17 protein-coding genes and 1 tRNA gene are annotated in these 15,146 nt (G+C 72.5%); 4 read left to right on the forward strand and 14 right to left on the reverse strand.

All coding sequences use genetic code 11. The annotated features are described in order from the left end of the window. Nucleotides 1-27: 27 nt before the first annotated feature. The 3 genes from ABFX46_RS06340 to ABFX46_RS06345 all read right to left on the reverse strand — a co-directional run bounded on the left by ABFX46_RS06340 (nucleotide 28) and on the right by ABFX46_RS06345 (nucleotide 683). Nucleotides 28-99 (reverse strand) — tRNA-Gln (locus tag ABFX46_RS06340). Nucleotides 100-201: 102 nt separating this feature from the next. Beyond that, the gene (locus ABFX46_RS43420; protein ID WP_428831214.1) at nucleotides 202-327 is read right to left on the reverse strand and encodes a hypothetical protein; all 126 of its coding nucleotides are present in this window, start codon (nucleotides 325-327) and stop codon (nucleotides 202-204) included. A 14-nt stretch (nucleotides 328-341) separates the two neighbouring features. Continuing rightward, nucleotides 342-683, reverse strand: coding sequence for an ADP-ribosylglycohydrolase family protein (locus tag ABFX46_RS06345; protein ID WP_346040386.1), 342 nt, complete (start codon nucleotides 681-683; stop codon nucleotides 342-344). Nucleotides 684-838: 155 nt separating this feature from the next. Between ABFX46_RS06345 and ABFX46_RS06350 the strand changes: the two genes are divergently transcribed. Together ABFX46_RS06350 and ABFX46_RS06355 are read left to right on the forward strand one after the other, a co-directional pair. Next, complete coding sequence (locus tag ABFX46_RS06350) at nucleotides 839-1,795, forward strand: acyl-CoA desaturase (protein ID WP_346040387.1); 957 nt, start codon at nucleotides 839-841, stop codon at nucleotides 1,793-1,795. 53 nt (nucleotides 1,796-1,848) lie between these two features. Beyond that, nucleotides 1,849-2,595: a TetR/AcrR family transcriptional regulator gene (locus tag ABFX46_RS06355; RefSeq protein ID WP_346040388.1), complete on the forward strand. Its 747-nt coding sequence runs from the start codon at nucleotides 1,849-1,851 to the stop codon at nucleotides 2,593-2,595. A 156-nt stretch (nucleotides 2,596-2,751) separates the two neighbouring features. On the opposite strand, the gene ABFX46_RS06360 is transcribed toward ABFX46_RS06355, so the two are convergent. Continuing rightward, nucleotides 2,752-3,558, reverse strand: coding sequence for a trans-aconitate 2-methyltransferase (locus ABFX46_RS06360; RefSeq protein ID WP_346040389.1), 807 nt, complete (start codon nucleotides 3,556-3,558; stop codon nucleotides 2,752-2,754). A gap of 137 nt (nucleotides 3,559-3,695) precedes the next feature. On the opposite strand from ABFX46_RS06360, the gene ABFX46_RS06365 reads away from it, so the two are divergent. Together ABFX46_RS06365 and ABFX46_RS06370 are read left to right on the forward strand one after the other, a co-directional pair. Continuing rightward, nucleotides 3,696-4,085: a hypothetical protein gene (locus ABFX46_RS06365; protein WP_346040390.1), complete on the forward strand. Its 390-nt coding sequence runs from the start codon at nucleotides 3,696-3,698 to the stop codon at nucleotides 4,083-4,085. A gap of 42 nt (nucleotides 4,086-4,127) precedes the next feature. Next, nucleotides 4,128-4,619: a MarR family winged helix-turn-helix transcriptional regulator gene (locus tag ABFX46_RS06370; RefSeq protein ID WP_131942168.1), complete on the forward strand. Its 492-nt coding sequence runs from the start codon at nucleotides 4,128-4,130 to the stop codon at nucleotides 4,617-4,619. 12 nt (nucleotides 4,620-4,631) lie between these two features. Here the strand turns inward: ABFX46_RS06370 and ABFX46_RS06375 are convergent, their stop codons facing one another. The 10 genes from ABFX46_RS06375 to metG form a co-directional block, all read right to left on the reverse strand. Then, a complete protein-coding gene (locus tag ABFX46_RS06375; protein ID WP_346040391.1) occupies nucleotides 4,632-5,756 on the reverse strand; it encodes an amidase in 1,125 nt (374 codons plus the stop codon). 47 nt (nucleotides 5,757-5,803) lie between these two features. Then, nucleotides 5,804-7,591, reverse strand: a complete 1,788-nt coding sequence (locus tag ABFX46_RS06380; protein WP_346040392.1) for an ATP-binding cassette domain-containing protein — start codon at nucleotides 7,589-7,591, stop codon at nucleotides 5,804-5,806. A gap of 55 nt (nucleotides 7,592-7,646) precedes the next feature. Then, nucleotides 7,647-7,982 (reverse strand): hypothetical protein, encoded by a 336-nt coding sequence (locus tag ABFX46_RS06385; protein WP_346040393.1) that lies wholly within the window; start codon nucleotides 7,980-7,982, stop codon nucleotides 7,647-7,649. 51 nt (nucleotides 7,983-8,033) lie between these two features. Next, a complete protein-coding gene (locus ABFX46_RS06390) occupies nucleotides 8,034-8,210 on the reverse strand; it encodes a hypothetical protein (RefSeq protein WP_163053480.1) in 177 nt (58 codons plus the stop codon). A gap of 166 nt (nucleotides 8,211-8,376) precedes the next feature. Next, nucleotides 8,377-9,306 (reverse strand): 4-(cytidine 5'-diphospho)-2-C-methyl-D-erythritol kinase, encoded by a 930-nt coding sequence (locus ABFX46_RS06395; protein ID WP_346040394.1) that lies wholly within the window; start codon nucleotides 9,304-9,306, stop codon nucleotides 8,377-8,379. Nucleotides 9,307-9,327: 21 nt separating this feature from the next. Continuing rightward, complete coding sequence (locus tag ABFX46_RS06400) at nucleotides 9,328-10,443, reverse strand: glycoside hydrolase family 26 protein (protein WP_346040395.1); 1,116 nt, start codon at nucleotides 10,441-10,443, stop codon at nucleotides 9,328-9,330. Between the two features lie 114 nt (nucleotides 10,444-10,557). Next, a complete protein-coding gene (rsmA, locus tag ABFX46_RS06405; protein WP_346040396.1) occupies nucleotides 10,558-11,439 on the reverse strand; it encodes a 16S rRNA (adenine(1518)-N(6)/adenine(1519)-N(6))-dimethyltransferase RsmA in 882 nt (293 codons plus the stop codon). A 28-nt stretch (nucleotides 11,440-11,467) separates the two neighbouring features. Continuing rightward, a complete protein-coding gene (locus ABFX46_RS06410) occupies nucleotides 11,468-12,250 on the reverse strand; it encodes a resuscitation-promoting factor (RefSeq protein WP_346040397.1) in 783 nt (260 codons plus the stop codon). A 212-nt stretch (nucleotides 12,251-12,462) separates the two neighbouring features. Continuing rightward, nucleotides 12,463-13,287 (reverse strand): TatD family hydrolase, encoded by an 825-nt coding sequence (locus tag ABFX46_RS06415; RefSeq protein ID WP_346040398.1) that lies wholly within the window; start codon nucleotides 13,285-13,287, stop codon nucleotides 12,463-12,465. Then, nucleotides 13,284-15,077, reverse strand: coding sequence for a methionine--tRNA ligase (gene metG / locus ABFX46_RS06420; RefSeq protein WP_346040399.1), 1,794 nt, complete (start codon nucleotides 15,075-15,077; stop codon nucleotides 13,284-13,286). Before metG ends, ABFX46_RS06415 begins: the two co-directional genes overlap by 4 nt. Between the last annotated feature and the right edge of the window lie 69 nt (nucleotides 15,078-15,146).

The raw sequence follows: 15,146 nt of genomic DNA on the forward strand, positions 1-15,146 counted from the left end.
GCACCCCGCGAGGGACACTCAAGACAGCTCCGGCGCAAGGACTCGAACCTTGTCTAAGGGCACCAAAAACCCTTGTGCTGCCAATTACACCACGCCGGATCAAAGCGGACGATTCGGGCAACAACCCGAGCCGACCGGCCCAACGATACCGACACCCGCACAGGGAAACCCACCCGATTCCAGGTGTCGCGGGCCCCGCACTCACCCCGCGCCGAGGTCCAGCCACGCGGGAAGCGGTTCGCGAGCCTCCACCCACGTTTCCGGGATCGCACCCCGACCGAGATGGGCCGCCACAATGCCCCCGACCATGGCGGACGTCGTATCCATGTCCCCACCCACCCTCACGCCGGCTCGGACGCGCGGTGCCAGGGGGCGCCGCTGCGGATCCGCTCCAGGAGTTCGAAGGCGCCGGCGCCGTATCCGCGGCGGTGGTCCATGCGGTCCGCGAAGGCCGCGGCCAGGGCGTCTTGGTTGACTTGTCCGAATTGGTTTAGAACGTCCACTACGGAGCAGGCCATCTCCGTGTCGTCCGACCAGGGCCACGGCGCGGGCGGCACATCGGTTTCGGCAGAGACGCGGCGGTTGGCGAGCAGGAAGAACTGGTCGCCGAACGCGTCCCCCACCGACAGGCCGGCGAGGGAGTCGGCGGCGCGGGACCGGCGGTCGCGGCAGGTGGGAGGCATCTCCCCAGTGTCCCGCGGGCGGCGGGGCGCGGGAGGCTTTTGTGGCTGGAGGGGCAGTTTCCCCCTGAATTTACCGTTCGGCTCTGTCCAACTTACGGTGCCGTAGGTTACGTTGGCGTAGGTAAGGATCCCCTAGTCACAGGAAGTGGTGACGCATGGCAACGGCTCCAACCGTGGAAACTCCTCCTCGACGGCGACCGCGGCCCGAGATCAACCCCGAGGCCCGGGGCACCGCGGAACGGGTGCTCATCGCGGTGTTCACCGGCGTGCCGTTCCTCGCGCTGTTCGCGGCGGTACCGCTGGCCTGGGGCCGGTTCCTCGGCTGGACGGACGTCGTGCTCACGGCGGTGTTCTACGTGCTGTCCGCCGCGGGCATCACGGTCGGCTACCACCGGTACTTCACGCACGGGTCGTTCAAGGCCAAGCGCGGGCTGAAGATCTTCATGGCGCTGGCCGGGAGCATGGCGATCGAGGGGCCCGTGATCACGTGGGTCGCCGATCACCGGCGGCACCACAAGCACTCCGACAAGGAGTTCGACCCGCACTCCCCGTGGCGGTTCGGCGACGACTGGAAGGCGCTGGCCAAGGGGCTGGTGTGGGCGCACTACGGCTGGCTGTTCGACGCCAACCGGACGTCCAAGCAGCGGTTCGCCAAGGACCTGCTGAACGACCCCGACATCAGGCGCATCCATAGGGCGTTCCCCGGGCTCGTGGCGGTGTCGTTCCTGCTGCCGGCCGTGATCGGCGGGCTGGTGACGATGTCGTGGATGGGCTTCCTCACCGCCCTGTTCTGGGCCGGGTTCGTCCGGATCACGCTCGTCCACCACGTGACGTGGTCGATCAACTCGATCTGCCACACCTTCGGCAGCGAGGACTTCGAGGTGCGCGACAAGTCCCGGAACGTGTGGTGGCTGGCGATTCCGTCGCTGGGCGAGTCGTGGCACAACCTGCACCATTCGGACCCGACGTGCGCGCGGCACGGGGTGCTGAAGGGGCAGGTCGACATCAGCGCCCGGATCATCCAGGGCTTCGAGAAGGCGGGCTGGGCGTACGACGTCCGGTGGCCGAACAGCGACAGGCTGGCGGCGAAACGCACGAAGCAGGCGGTTTGACCGCCACAATTGATCCTGTGACAGAACCCGCTCCCAGACCGCGCAGAAAGCGGATGACCGGCAAGGAACGCCGCGAGCAGCTCCTCGACATCGGCCGCTCGCTGTTCGCCGAGCGCGGCCTGGACGGCACCTCGGTGGAGGAGATCGCCTCGGCGGCCGGCGTGTCCAAGCCCGTGGTGTACGAGCACTTCGGCGGCAAGGAGGGCCTCTACGCGGTCGTCGTCGACCGGGAGTTCGAGCGCCTGCTGAAGCTGGTCACCGACGCGCTGAACTCGGCGATCCACTACCGCGGGAAGCTGGAGAAGGCCGCGCTGGCGCTGCTGGAGTACATCGAGGGGCATCCGGACGGGTTCCGGATCCTCGTCCGCGACTCGCACGGCGGGACCGGCACCGGCAGCTACGCCAGCCTGCTGAGCGAGATAGCGGGCGAGGTGGAGTACGTCCTCGCGCAGGAGTTCGACCGGCACGACTACGACGACAAGTTCGCGCCGATGTACGCGCAGATGCTGGTCGGCATGGTCGCGATGACGGGCCAGTGGTGGCTGGACGTCCGCAAGCCGCGCCGGGAGGAGGTCGCCGCGCACGTGGTGAACCTCGCGTGGAACGGCCTGGCGGCGCTGGAGCCGAAGCCCTCGCTGGACCCGCGGCGGCGCCGCAAGGAGCAGGAGCGCCGGGAGCGGGCGGCGGAGAAGGCCGCGGCGAAGGCGGAGAAGGCCGAGGAGAAGGCCGCCGCGCGGGCGGAGAAGGAGCGGCGCAGGGCGCGCCGGGACCTGGACGGCATCGCCGACCCGTCGACGTGACGACCGGTGGCCGCCGGAGTTCGTCCGGGCGGCCACCGGCCAGGGGTCGCCGGGCTCGGGTCGCGAGTCCGGGAGCTGCGGACGCCGCCCTCCCGTCCGAGTTGGCACACCGCAGGGGAACGAGTCGCTTCCCTCGGCGGACGGGCGGCATCCCGTCTAGGTGGTGTTCCGGGTGGCGATCACGAAGATCCGCCTGAAGGGGAACACGGTGCCGTAGGGCGCGGCGGGGTAGGCCCGGCGGAGCCGGTCCCGGTAGTCGGTGAGGAATTCGGCGGCCTCGTCCGGGTCGAGCGCGGACAGGACGGGCCGGAGCGCGGTGCCCTTGACCCATTCGAGGACGGGGTCGTCGCCGTGCAGCACCTGCGCGTAGGTGGTCTCCCACGCGTCGACGGCGCAGCCGTGCCGGGCGAGGAGGTCGAGGTAGCCGGCCGGGTCGAGGACGGGCGCGTCCCGCTGGAGGTGACCGAGCTTGGCGCGCCACCGGTCGGAGCGGGCCAGCTCGCGCAGCAGGACATGGCTGGGCGCGCCGAAGTTGCCGGGGACCTGGAAGGCGAGGCGTCCGCCGGGGGTGAGCGCGTCCGCCCACCGGGGCAGCAGGTCGAGGTGCTCGGGGACCCACTGCAGGACGGCGTTGGAGACGATGACGTCGACGGGCCGGCCGGGCTTCCAGGCGGCGACGTCTCCGACGCGGAAGGAGAGCCGCCCGGGGATCTCGTGCCTGCGGGCCTCGTCGATCATCTGCGGTGAGCTGTCGAGGGCCTCGATGACGGCGCCGGGCCAGCGGGCGGCGAGGGTGGCGGTGAGTTCGCCGCTGCCGCAGCCGAGGTCGGCGACCCGGGCCGGCGCGTCCCCGCCGAGGTGCGCGGCGAGGCGGGCGACGAGCTCGGCGAAGGGCCGCGCGCGCTCGCCGCCGAAGATCCCGTACTGCGCGGGATCCCACTCGGCCGTGTTTTCTCTCGACATCAAGACACAGCATGCCCGGCCCTTATCTTGATGTCAAGAGTCCTGCGGCGCGTCGCGGGAACCGGCGCCGGAACCTAGGCCCGATGGCCGATCCACCCCGCCCCGGGCGGTTCCTAGGCTCGCCACCATGAACGCGAATGGATGGGCCCTGGTGCTCGGGCCCGGGGCCCGCCGACGTGCCGGCGTCCAAGCCCGCGCCGGCCGGGTCCACGCCCGCCTCCCGCAGCCCGGCCGCGAGGCCGAGCAGCCATGCCGTCCCGACCGGGGCGAAGTTCGCCACCGATCTGGCGGAGGGCGCCGGAACGGTCGTCGTGGTCGAGCCGCTCGCCCACCTGTCGGACGGCGCGGGAGCCGACGTCCGGATCGTTCCTGATGAGCGGGCGCTGGAGGGCTTCGGCGACAACGTGGGCGACATGTCGCGCTGGACGCCGGTCTACCGGGAGGGACGGCGGCAGGCCCCGGCGGCGGCGAGGCTCCTCGCCGCCGCCCTGCCCGCGGACGCGCCGCCCTCGGCTACTACGGCGTGATCGGGGCGTGTGTCTCGATATCGAGACAGGTAGGCTGGCGGGATGCGCGATGAGGTCGACAGGCTGGTCGAGGCGTGGAACGCGGAACGTCCGGACCTGGACGTCCGGCCGCTGCAGGTCCTCAGCCGCGTGTCCCGGCTGGCCCGGCACCTGGACCGCGCCCGCCGCGCGGTGTTCGTGGCGCACGACCTGGAGTCCTGGGAGTTCGACGTGCTCACCGCGCTGCGCCGGGCGGGCGCGCCGTACCAGCTGAGCCCCGGGCGGCTGCTGCGCGCGACGCTGGTGACGTCCGGCACGATGACGAACCGCATCGACCGGCTCGCGGCGGCCGGCCTGGTCGAGCGCCACCCCGACCCGCAGGACAAGCGCGGCGTGCAGGTCCGCCTCACCGAGGCGGGCCTGACGCGCGTCGACGCCGCGTTCGCGGACCTGCTCGAACGCGAGCAGGGGATACTGGAGGGCCTCAGCCCGGAGCAGCGGGCGGCGCTGGCCGACCTGCTGCGCACCCTCCTCGTCCCGTTCGACCGGGACTAGGTTCGATCGGCACTAGGCCAGCGCGGCCTCCAGGGCGGCGGCCAGCCCGCAGAGCCGCTCCTCTCCCCCGGCCGGGCCGATGAGCTGGACGGACGCCGGCAGATGCGAGCCCGGCAGCGGCACCGGCAGCGCGAACGCGGGCAGCCCGGCCACGTTGACCTGGCCGGTGAGCGTGGTCAGCAGGAGGTCGGACTCGTCCGCCTCGTCCGCCTCGCCGGGCTCGGGGGCCACGCAGGTCAGCACGGGCAGGGCGATCGCGGCGTGCCGGGCCAGGATCGCGTCCAGTTCCGCCCGGAAGGACTTCTGGAAACCGAGGGCCCAGTCGAGCATCCCGGCCTCCGCCACGTCCTTCATGTGCTGGATGCGGCGGTGGATGCGCCCGCTCAGCTTGTCCGGCTCGCCGAGCAGGTGGCCGTTCTGCTCCCAGCCCTCGACGCTGACGATGACGCCGTTGACCGTGGCCGCTTCCTCGTAGTGCGCGGACGCGACCTCGCTGAACGGGCCGAGGCGCCGCAGCGCGTCGTCCACGGCCGCGTCGATCGCCGGGTCCACACCGGGCACCCGCAGCCGCGCGATCGGGAGGGAGGCGTCATACGGGACGGGCGTGAACCCGGGCTCGATCAGGTCCATGCCGAGGACGACGGCGGCGACGTCGCGTCCCATCGGCCCGACGACGTCCAGGGTCGGCGACAGCGGGTGCACGCCCTCCAGCGGGACGCGCCCGTTGGTGGTCTTCAGCCCGGCGATGCCGCAGCACGCGGCGGGGATGCGGATCGACCCGGACGTGTCGGTGCCGAACGCCACGTCGGCCTCGCCGGTGGCGACGGCGACGGCGGAGCCGCTGGACGACCCGCCCGGCACCCGCGACGGGTCGAGCGGGTTCGCCGGCGTGCCGGACCACGGGTTGACGCCGTCGGCGGCCATGCACAGCTCGTTCAGGTTGGCCTTGCCGGCGATGCGGGCGCCCCGCGCGCGGGCGGAGGCGACGACGGGCGCGTCCGCGGCGGCGGGTCCGGCGCGCTCGGCGACGGCCGCGCAGCCCGCCGTGGTGGGCAGCCCGGCCACGTCGATGGCGTCCTTGACGGCGAGCCGCGGGCCGTCCCCCGGCGCGTCCGTCTTGATGATCCAAGTCGTCATTGGGGGATCATGCCCGCCGCGGACCGGATACTCCAGCCGGGGTCCTGTCAGCCGAGATCCTCGGCGAGCATCAGCCATTCCTCCTCGACGCCGGCGGCCTCGGCCTGGACCTCCCGCAGCCGGGCGTCCAGTTCCTGCAGCTTGGCGTAGTCGGTGGCGTGCGCGGCGAGCTGCTCGTGGAGCTCGGCCTCCTGCCCGGCGAGCTTCTCCAGGCGGCGTTCGAGGCGGTCGAGCTCCTTGCGGGCCTTCCAGTCCTGCCCGCCGCCCTTGGCCTTCGGCGGCGCCGGCGTCTCCGCGGGCCGACCGGCCGGCGTCGCGGCGGAGGGCGCGGCGCCCGGCTTCGGCGCGGTCCCGGCGGCGCGGCGTTCGAGGTACTCGTCGACGCCGCCGGGCAGCATCGACACGCGGCCGTCGCCGAGCAGCGCCACGACGTGGTCGGTGATGCGCTCCAGGAAGTAGCGGTCGTGGCTGACGACGACGAGGGTGCCCGGCCATCCGTCGAGGAGGTCCTCGACCTCGGTGAGGGTCTCGATGTCGAGGTCGTTGGTGGGCTCGTCCAGGAGCAGGACGTTCGGCTCGCCCATCAGCAGCCGGAGCAGCTGGAGGCGGCGGCGCTCCCCGCCGGACAGGTCGCCGACCGGCGTCCACTGCCGGTCCCCGGCGAAGCCGAGGCGTTCGAGGAGCTGGCTCGCCGTCCAGTCGCGCTTGCCGACGGTGATGCGGCGGCGGATCTCCTCGACCGACTCCAGGACGCGGCGGGTCGGGTCCAGTTCCTCCAGGTTCTGCGACAGGTGCGCGAGCTGGACGGTCTTGCCCTGCACGACCGTCCCGGACGCCGGCCGGACGGACCCGTCCAGCAGGCGGAGCAGGGTGCTCTTGCCGCTGCCGTTGACGCCGACGAGGCCGACCCGGTCGCCGGGCCCGAGCTGCCACGTCATCCGGGTGAACAGTTCCTTGCCGCCGAGGTCGACGGTGACGTCCTCAATGTCGTAGACCGTCTTGCCGAGCCGCGCGGTCGCGAACCGGGTCAGCTCGACCGAGTCGCGCAGCGGCGGCTCGTCGGCGATGAGCGCCTGCGCGGCGTCGACCCGGAACTTGGGCTTGGACGTGCGGGCCTGCGGGCCGCGGCGCAGCCACGCCAGCTCCTTGCGGAGCAGGTTCTGCCGCTTGGCCTCGGTGGCGGCGGCGATCCGGGAGCGTTCGGCCTTGGCGAGGACGTAGGCGGAGTAGCCGCCCTCGTAGCGCTCGACGCGGCCGTCGACGACCTCCCACGTCCGGTCGGTGACCTCGTCGAGGAACCAGCGGTCGTGGGTGACGACGAGCAGCGCGACCTTGCGGCCCTTCAGGTGCCGGGCGAGCCAGTCGATCGCCTCGATGTCGAGGTGGTTGGTGGGCTCGTCCAGCATCAGCAGGTCGGACTCGGGGACGAGCAGCCGGGCCAGCGCGACGCGGCGGCGCTCGCCGCCGGACATCCCGGCGAGCGGCGCGTCCAGGCCGAGGTCGGCGAGCAGCCCGGCGAGGATGTCGCGGACGCGGACGTCCCCCGCCCACTCGTGCTCGGCCCGGTCGCCCAGCACCACGGACCGGACGGTGGCGCCCTCCGGGAACACGTCCCGCTGGGTCAGGTAGCCGAGCCGCAGCCCGCGCGCGTGCGTGACGCGCCCGGCGTCGGGTTCGGTCTCGCGCGCCAGCACGGACACGAGGGTGCTCTTGCCGCCCCCGTTGCGGCCGACGACGCCGACGCGGTCGCCCTCGTCCAGGCCGAGGGACACGGCGTCGAGCAGCGGCTTGGGCCCGTAGGCCTTGGCGACGTTCTCAAGGTTGATCAGATTCACGGCACCGTCAACCCTATTGCCCCCGCCGCACCGCTCGTACGGCCCGCCGCGCCGATCAGCCCCCGGACGCGTCCGGCCGGTCGTCGGACGGCGTCTCCGCCTCCCCCGACGGGACGGCTCCGGACGGCGGCGGCAGCGGTGGCGGCGCGGGCTCCGGGTAGGCGGGCTGCGGGTACCCCGCCTGCTCGTACCCCGCCTGCTCGTACCCGGGCTGTGCGTAGCCGGGTTGGCCGTACCCCGGCTGGCCGTACCCCGGCTGGCCAAAGCCCGGCTGACCGTACGCGGGGGGCGTGCCCGAGCCGTCCGACTTGCGGATGACGAGCACGACGACGAGCACGAAGGCCCCGATCAGGAGGACCGGGACGAGGAGCAGCACGAGCAGGATCACCATGCTCAGACCTCCGGAACTCGACTCCATCACCGGCCTCTCGTGTCGGTCCGGTCAGCGGACGGCCGGCGGCGTGGAGCGGTCGCCGGCACGGCCCCGCACAGTAGCGTTCCGGAGGGTCGCGCCAGGTGCGTTGTGGCGTATGTCACGGTCGCGGCGTACGGCCAGCACGGCCAGCGTCGCCATCATGGCGATCGCGACCAGCCCGAGCAGCCCGGACAGAATCGTCATCGCTCCACCTCGCCGGAGGGATCGGTGCGGCAGGGAATCGCTGTCACGGAGAGTAGGACGTCCGTCGCGCGCGGGAGGTTCGCTTGTGTGCCGAGCGCACCTACCTGGCGCCCTGAGCACGCCACCGCACGTCAGAACCGCTGGACGTCGGCCCGCGATACGGCGGTCAGATGACGGTCGCGCCGGGGACCGGGCCGGACGCCCGGACGATCTGCTCGGCGACGCCCGCGCCGTGCAGCGCGTCCGCGAGGTCGGCGGCGTCCTCGGCGTCCTCGGCGAGGAACGCGCAGGTGGGGCCGGAGCCGGAGACGAGCGCGCCGATCGCGCCGAGGTCGCGGCCCGCGTCGATCGTGCGGCGCAGCGACGGGCGCAGCGACAGCGCGGCGGCCTGCAGGTCGTTGGACAGCGCGCCGCCGAGCCCCTTGGCGTCGCCGGTGGCGAGCGCCGTCATCAGCTCCGCGGAGACCGCCGGCCACGCCGCCGCCTCCCCCGCCGCCAGGCGGAGCCGGTCGCACTCGCCGTAGACGGCGGGCGTGGACAGGCCGCCGTCGGCGGTGGCGAACACCCAGTGGAAGGTTCCGCGGGTGAGGGCGGGGGTGAGCCGCTCACCGCGGCCGACGCCGACGGCGGTGCCGCCGAGGACGGCGAAGGGGACGTCGCTGCCGAGGTCCGCGCCGATCTCCATCAGGTCGTCGCGGGACAGGACGGGCTGCTCCCGGTCGTCCCAGAGCCGGGCGCAGGCGACCAGCGCGGCGGCGGCGTCGGCGCTGCCGCCCGCCATGCCGCCCGCGACCGGGATCGCCTTGCGGATCCGCAGCGCGACCCGGGGTTCGACGCCGAGCCGCGCGGCGACGAGCCGGGCCGCCTTCGCGGCGAGGTTGCGGTCGTCGGTCGGGACGCCGGCGACGTCCACCCGGGAGTGCGGCGCCGCCCGGACGCTCACCGCCAGCTCCCCGGCGGGCTCCGCCGTCACCTCGTCGAACAGGGAGACGGCGTGGAAGACGTTGACGAGGTCGTGGTAGCCGTCGTCGCGGATCGGCCCCACGCCGAGCTGAAGGTTGACCTTGGCGGGGACGCGTACGGTCACTGCGGTCACGGTCGAAACCCTACGGGACCGCTACCCCCCGCTGGTGACGGGGAGGTTGCGGGGGTTGAAGTACGGGGTGGTCGCGAGCTCGCGGAGCGCGGACATCGCGTGCTTGTCGCCGGTCACCGAGTAGGCGTGCCGCTTGTCGCGGGCGCTCGCGGCCTGCTCGTCGGAGTCGAAGTACACGACGGCCTTGACCTGCGGGTCCTGCAGGGTCTCGGCGGCCCCGCGGAGCCACTCGGCGCGGCGCGTGCCGTAGGACTTCGGCACCCCGAACTCGGCGATCATGATGGGCTTGCGGTGCTTGCGGGCCCACTGCATGAACAGCTTCACGGCCTCGGACAGGTCGCGGTAGTCGTAGTCGCCGCCGGGCTCGGCGTCGGCGCAGATCCAGTCGACCTGGTCGTCGCCCGGGTAGAAGGAGCCGGCGTCGGCGCCGCCGAACCCGCGCGCGGTGGGGCACCACACCCACGCGACGTTGTCGACCCTCTGCTGCTTGAAGATCTCCCGCAGGTGCTTCCACGCGGCGACGAAGTCGTCCGGGGAGTGGACGCGCTTCTGGGCGGCGGACCGGTCCATGTCCCGCGACCAGCGCAGGAACACCGGCTTGCCGAGGGCCTTCACGGCGCGGGCGCGCTTGGCGATCAGGTCGTCGTACTTGCCCTGGACGATCTCCCGGGTGTCGGCGCCGCCCCAGGTCAGCAGGAGGTACCGGTTGCCGTCGGCGACGGACTTCTCCAGGTCGCCGGGGAACTCGCTCTTCCAGCCCCGGTAGCTCTGCACGATGTCGAGCTGCCGGCCGAGCCGCTGCTCGAAGCGGGCGATGGGCGCCATGCCGGGCTTGCCGGCGTCCCGGCCGGACGGCGACCCGGACGGCGATCCCGACGGCGATCCCGACGGCGATCCGGACGGCGACCCGGACGGCGACCCGGACGGGCTCGGCGACGCCGACGGCCCCCGGCCCTCGTCCGGCGGCACCCAGGCCCCGAAGTAGGCGCCCTGCCGCGGCGGGACCGGCGCGACCCCGGCCCGCGCCGTCGTGGTGATCTTCGGGGCGGCGCCCGCGCCGTCCCCGCAGCCGGCCGCCACCGTGGCGACCATGCCCGCGGTCGCGAGCAGCGCCGTCCCCACGAGGGGCGCCCGCATCCCCCTGCGGGGCACCCTGGTCCGCGCCGTCCGCGAACGCGCCTTCACATCGACCTCCGGCTCGTGCTGGTGTTGTGCCGCCCCGCTGGGGCCGTCCCCCGGGGAAGCGCCCGCCTAGGGGGTCGGGAACCGATCTCCCCGGCGTGAAGGACCATACTCGGCAATACGGGCGAAGGCGGCCACGTCCAGAGCTTCGCCGCGGGCCCGCGGATCGACGCCGGCGGCGCGCAGCGCCTCCTCGGCCGCGGGTGCGGACCCCGCCCAGCCCGCGAGGGCGGCGCGCAGCGTCTTGCGGCGCTGCGCGAACGCGGCGTCGACCACCGCGAACACCTCCGCACGGGACGCCGCGGTCGCCGGCGGGTCGCGGCGGGTGAACGCCACGAGCCCGGAGTCGACGTTCGGCGCCGGCCAGAACACCGCCCGGCCGACGGCTCCGGCGCGGCGCGCCTCCCCGTACCAGGCGAGCTTCACCGACGGCACCCCGTAGATCCTGGAGCCGGGCGCGGCGGTCATCCGGTCGGCGACCTCGGCCTGCACCATGACCAGCGCGGTCCGCAGCGACGGCAGCACGGCCAGCAGGTGCAGGACGACCGGGACGGCGACGTTGTAGGGAAGGTTCGCGACGAGCGCCGTGGGCTCCGGGCCCGGCACCCGTGTGATCTTCATCGCGTCCGCGTGCACGACCTCCAGCCGCTCCGCGAGATCCGGCTCGCGGGCCGCGACCGTGGCGGGCAGCTCGGCGGCGAGCGCCGGGTCGATCTCGACCGCGACGACGCGCCGCGCCGCCGGCAGCAGCGCGAGCGTCAGCGACCCGAGCCCCGGCCCCACCTCGATGACGGCGTCGTCCTCGGACAGCCCGGCGGCCCGGACGATCCGCCGGACGGTGTTGGCGTCGATGACGAAGTTCTGCCCGAGCGTCTTGGTCGGCCGGATGCCGAGCCGTGCCGCCAGTTCCCGCACGTCCGCCGGCCCGAGCAATCCCCGCGTCTCCCCCATCCGTCGATTGTTTCAGCTAGGGAGGAGGTCAGGAGAACAGGAACTTGCCGCAGTTGGGCCACTGGCCCTGCCAGCGTCCGTTGACCTTGTTGTAGAGGAGCTGGGCGCGGTAGGTCTGCTCGCCCGCGCTGGCGTCGGACGGCTTGCCCTTGCCGCCCACCGAACCCCAGGTGGCCATGGAGAACTGGTAGAGGCCGTAGTACCCGGCCGGGTTCACCGACTTGGGGTTGCCGCCCGACTCGCACTTGGCGAGCCCCGCCCAGTTCAGCCGCGCCGCCGACCCGGTCGCGGCCGACTTCGGGCCGACCGCGAGGATCCGCGCGACCGGCTTGCGCTTCACCTTCTGCGCGATGATCTTCGGGACCTTCCTGCCCTTGTGCCGGACGTACGCCCACTTCACGATCTTGATGCCGGACTTGCCCTCGCGCAGCACCTTCTCGCTCCACGGCGGCACCGACGAGCTGTTCTTCCGGATCGTCTTGGCGGGCGTCTTGACGACCTTGAGCTTCGGCTCAGACAGCAGCCGCAGGATCTTGACGACGTCGCCCGGCGGCTGGTCGACGGCCGGCTTGATCAGGTCGTACGGGCCGAGCGCGAGGCCCGCCTGGTCGAGGACCTGCTGGACGGTGGCGCCCGTCGTCATCGTCTCGGTCTTCTTGCCGTCGACCACGAGGACGACCTTGCGCGGCGCGGGGGCGCTGGTCTTCGGGGCGTCCGCGACCGGCGAGGTGCCCTTCGGGCCCGCTCCGTCGCCGCCGCACGCCGTCGCCAGCATCGCCGCGGCCAGCACGGCGGAGACGGCCGGAAGCATGGCTGTACGGCGGACTGTGTTCGCAAGCACGGGGGTTTTCCTCCAGGGGGCCGGGCTCGGGGGCGCCCGCTCAATGGGCCAGAGATTAGAGGCAGCCGCCCGTGCTCCGCCACCTCAACGCCCCCAGAAGCACCATTCGGCACGCTTCGTCCCTCGGCACCGAGCCCCCCGGACGGCACTCGCGTCCCCGGTCTCGTTCGGTCCGCCCGGGGCTACCAGGGGCCGAAGACGCGCTCCCCGTTCGCGGCGATCGCCGTGCACAGCTCCGCCACGTCCACGCCCTTCACCTCGGCCATCGCACGGACCGTGTGCGGGATCAGGTAGGACGCGTTCGGCTTGCCCCGGTGCGGGATCGGGGTGAGGAACGGCGCGTCGGTCTCCACGAGCAGGAGGTCGAGCGGCGCCGCCCGCAGCGCGGCCCGGAGCGGCTCGGCGTTCTTGAACGTGACGTTCCCGGCGAAGCTCATCAGGTAGCCGTTCTCGGCGCAGACCTCGGCCATCAGGGCGTCGCCGGAGTAGCAGTGGAAGACCACCTTCTCCGGCGCGCCCTCCTCCGCGAGGATCGCGAGCACGTCGTCGTGGGCCTCGCGGTCGTGGATGACCAGGGCCCTGCCGGTGCGCTTCGCGATCGCGATGTGGGCACGGAACGAGCGGTGCTGGTCGTCCTTGGGCGCCCAGTCGCGGTAGTAGTCGAGGCCGGTCTCGCCGATCGCGCGGACCTTCGGGTGCTCCGCGAGCCGCGCGACGTCCTCCAGGACGGCGTCGGAGATCCCCGTCGTCTCGTTCGGATGGATCGCGACCGCCGCGTACACGTCGTCGAACTCGTCGGCGGCCTCCACCGCGAACCGGGACGACGGCAGGTCGCAGCCGATCGTGACGATCCGCGCGATGCCCGCCGCCTTCGCGGCCTTCAGCTGCTCGTCGACCGGCGTCTCGACGATGTCGAGGTGGCAGTGGCTGTCGAAGACGTCCACGGGCAGGCGCTCGGGCAACGGCGGGTAGGACCGTGCGGCCTGCCCGTCCCCGTCTCGGGTCACGTGTTCTCCAGCCTGGCGAGTTCCTCGTCCACCACGGAGGCGTCCAGCTTCTTGAACAGCGGCGCCGGCTTGGCCAGCGGCACGCCCGGCTTGATCGGCACCGACTCCCAGCGCGCCTCGGTCGCGTAGTCGCCGGTGAGGACCCGGTAGTCGGGCCCGCCGTCCTCCGACACGGTCTCCAGCCGCGGCATGCCGCTCCACACGCCCTCGCCGCCGAGCATCTCGTAGACCTTCTGCGAGGAGTTCGGCAGGAACGGCGTCAGCAGCGTCTTGGCGTCGTCCACGACCTGGAGCGCGGTGTGCAGGATCGACTTGACCCGCTCGGGGTCGTCCTTGAGCTTCCACGGCGCCTGGTCGGACAGGTACTTGTTGGCGTCGCGGACGACGTCCAGCGCCTCGGTGATCGAGTTCTTGAACCGGGACCGGCCGAGTTCGGCGCCCACCGCCGCGAACGCGTTGCGGCTGCGCTCCATCAGCGCCCGGTCGGCGTCGGTGAGGTCGCCCGCGTCCGGGATCGCGCCGAAGTTCTTCGCCGCCATGTTCACCGACCGGTTGACGAGGTTGCCCCACGCGGCGACCAGCTCGTCGTTGTTACGGCGGACGAACTCCGCCCAGGTGAAGTCGGTGTCCTGGTTCTCCGGCCCGGCGACCGCAACGTAGTAGCGCAGCGCGTCGACGTCGTAGCGCTCCAGGAAGTCCTTCACGTAGATGACGACGTTGCGGGACGAGGAGAACTTCTTGCCCTCCATCGTCAGGAACTCCGACGACACCACCTCGGTCGGGACGTTCAGCGCGCCCAGCGAGCCGGGCGTGCCGCCCTTGTCGCCCTGGCCGCTGTAGCCGAACAGCATCGCCGGCCAGATCTCGGCGTGGAAGACGATGTTGTCCTTGCCCATGAAGTAGTAGGAAAGGGCGTCCGGGTCCTGCCACCAGGCGCGCCACGCCTCCGGGTCGCCGGACCGCCGCGCCCACTCCACCGACGCCGAGAAGTAGCCGACGACCGCGTCGAACCACACGTACAGCTTCTTCGCCGGGTTGTCGCGCCAGCCGTCCAGCGGGATCGGCACGCCCCAGTCGAGGTCGCGGCTGATCGCGCGGGGCTGCATGTCGTCCAGCAGGTTCAGCGCGAACTTCAGCACGTTCGGCCGCCATTGGCCCTGCTTGCCGCGCAGGTACCGGCCGAGGACCTCGGTGAACGCGGGCAGGTCGAGCATGAAGTGCTCGGTCTCCACGAACTTCGGCGTCTCGCCGTTGATCCGCGACACCGGGTTGATCAGGTCGATCGGGTCGAGCTGGTTGCCGCAGTTGTCGCACTGGTCGCCGCGCGCCCCGTCGTACCCGCAGATCGGGCAGGTGCCCTCGATGTAGCGGTCCGGGAGGGTGCGGCCGGTGGACGGCGAGATCGCGCCCATCGTCTTGGTCGGGAAGATGTAGCCGTTGTCGTACAGGCCCTTGAAGACCTCCTGGACGACCGCGTAGTGGTTCAGCGTCGTCGTCCGGGTGAACAGGTCGTAGGTCATGCCGAGGCCGTGCAGGTCCTCGGCGATCACGGAGCTGTACCGGTCGGCCAGCGCGCGGGCGGTCACGCCCTCCTTGTCGGCCTGCACCTGGATCGGGGTGCCGTGCTCGTCGGTGCCGCTGACCATCAGGACCTTGTTGCCCGCCATCCGCTGGTAGCGGCTGAACATGTCGGCGGGCAGCGCGAATCCGGAGACGTGCCCGATGTGACGGGGCCCGTTGGCGTACGGCCATGCGGGCGCGGTCAAGATGTGACGGCTTGACGAGGACATGCAATCAAGGGTAGTCGCGTCACGGAGGCCGCGGCACGCGAGTAACCTGGTCCGGGTTCCGGGGCAGGT

The sequence above is a fragment of the Actinomadura chokoriensis genome, assembly GCF_039529475.1.
In the GTDB taxonomy this organism is placed as follows: domain Bacteria; phylum Actinomycetota; class Actinomycetes; order Streptosporangiales; family Streptosporangiaceae; genus Spirillospora; species Spirillospora bangladeshensis.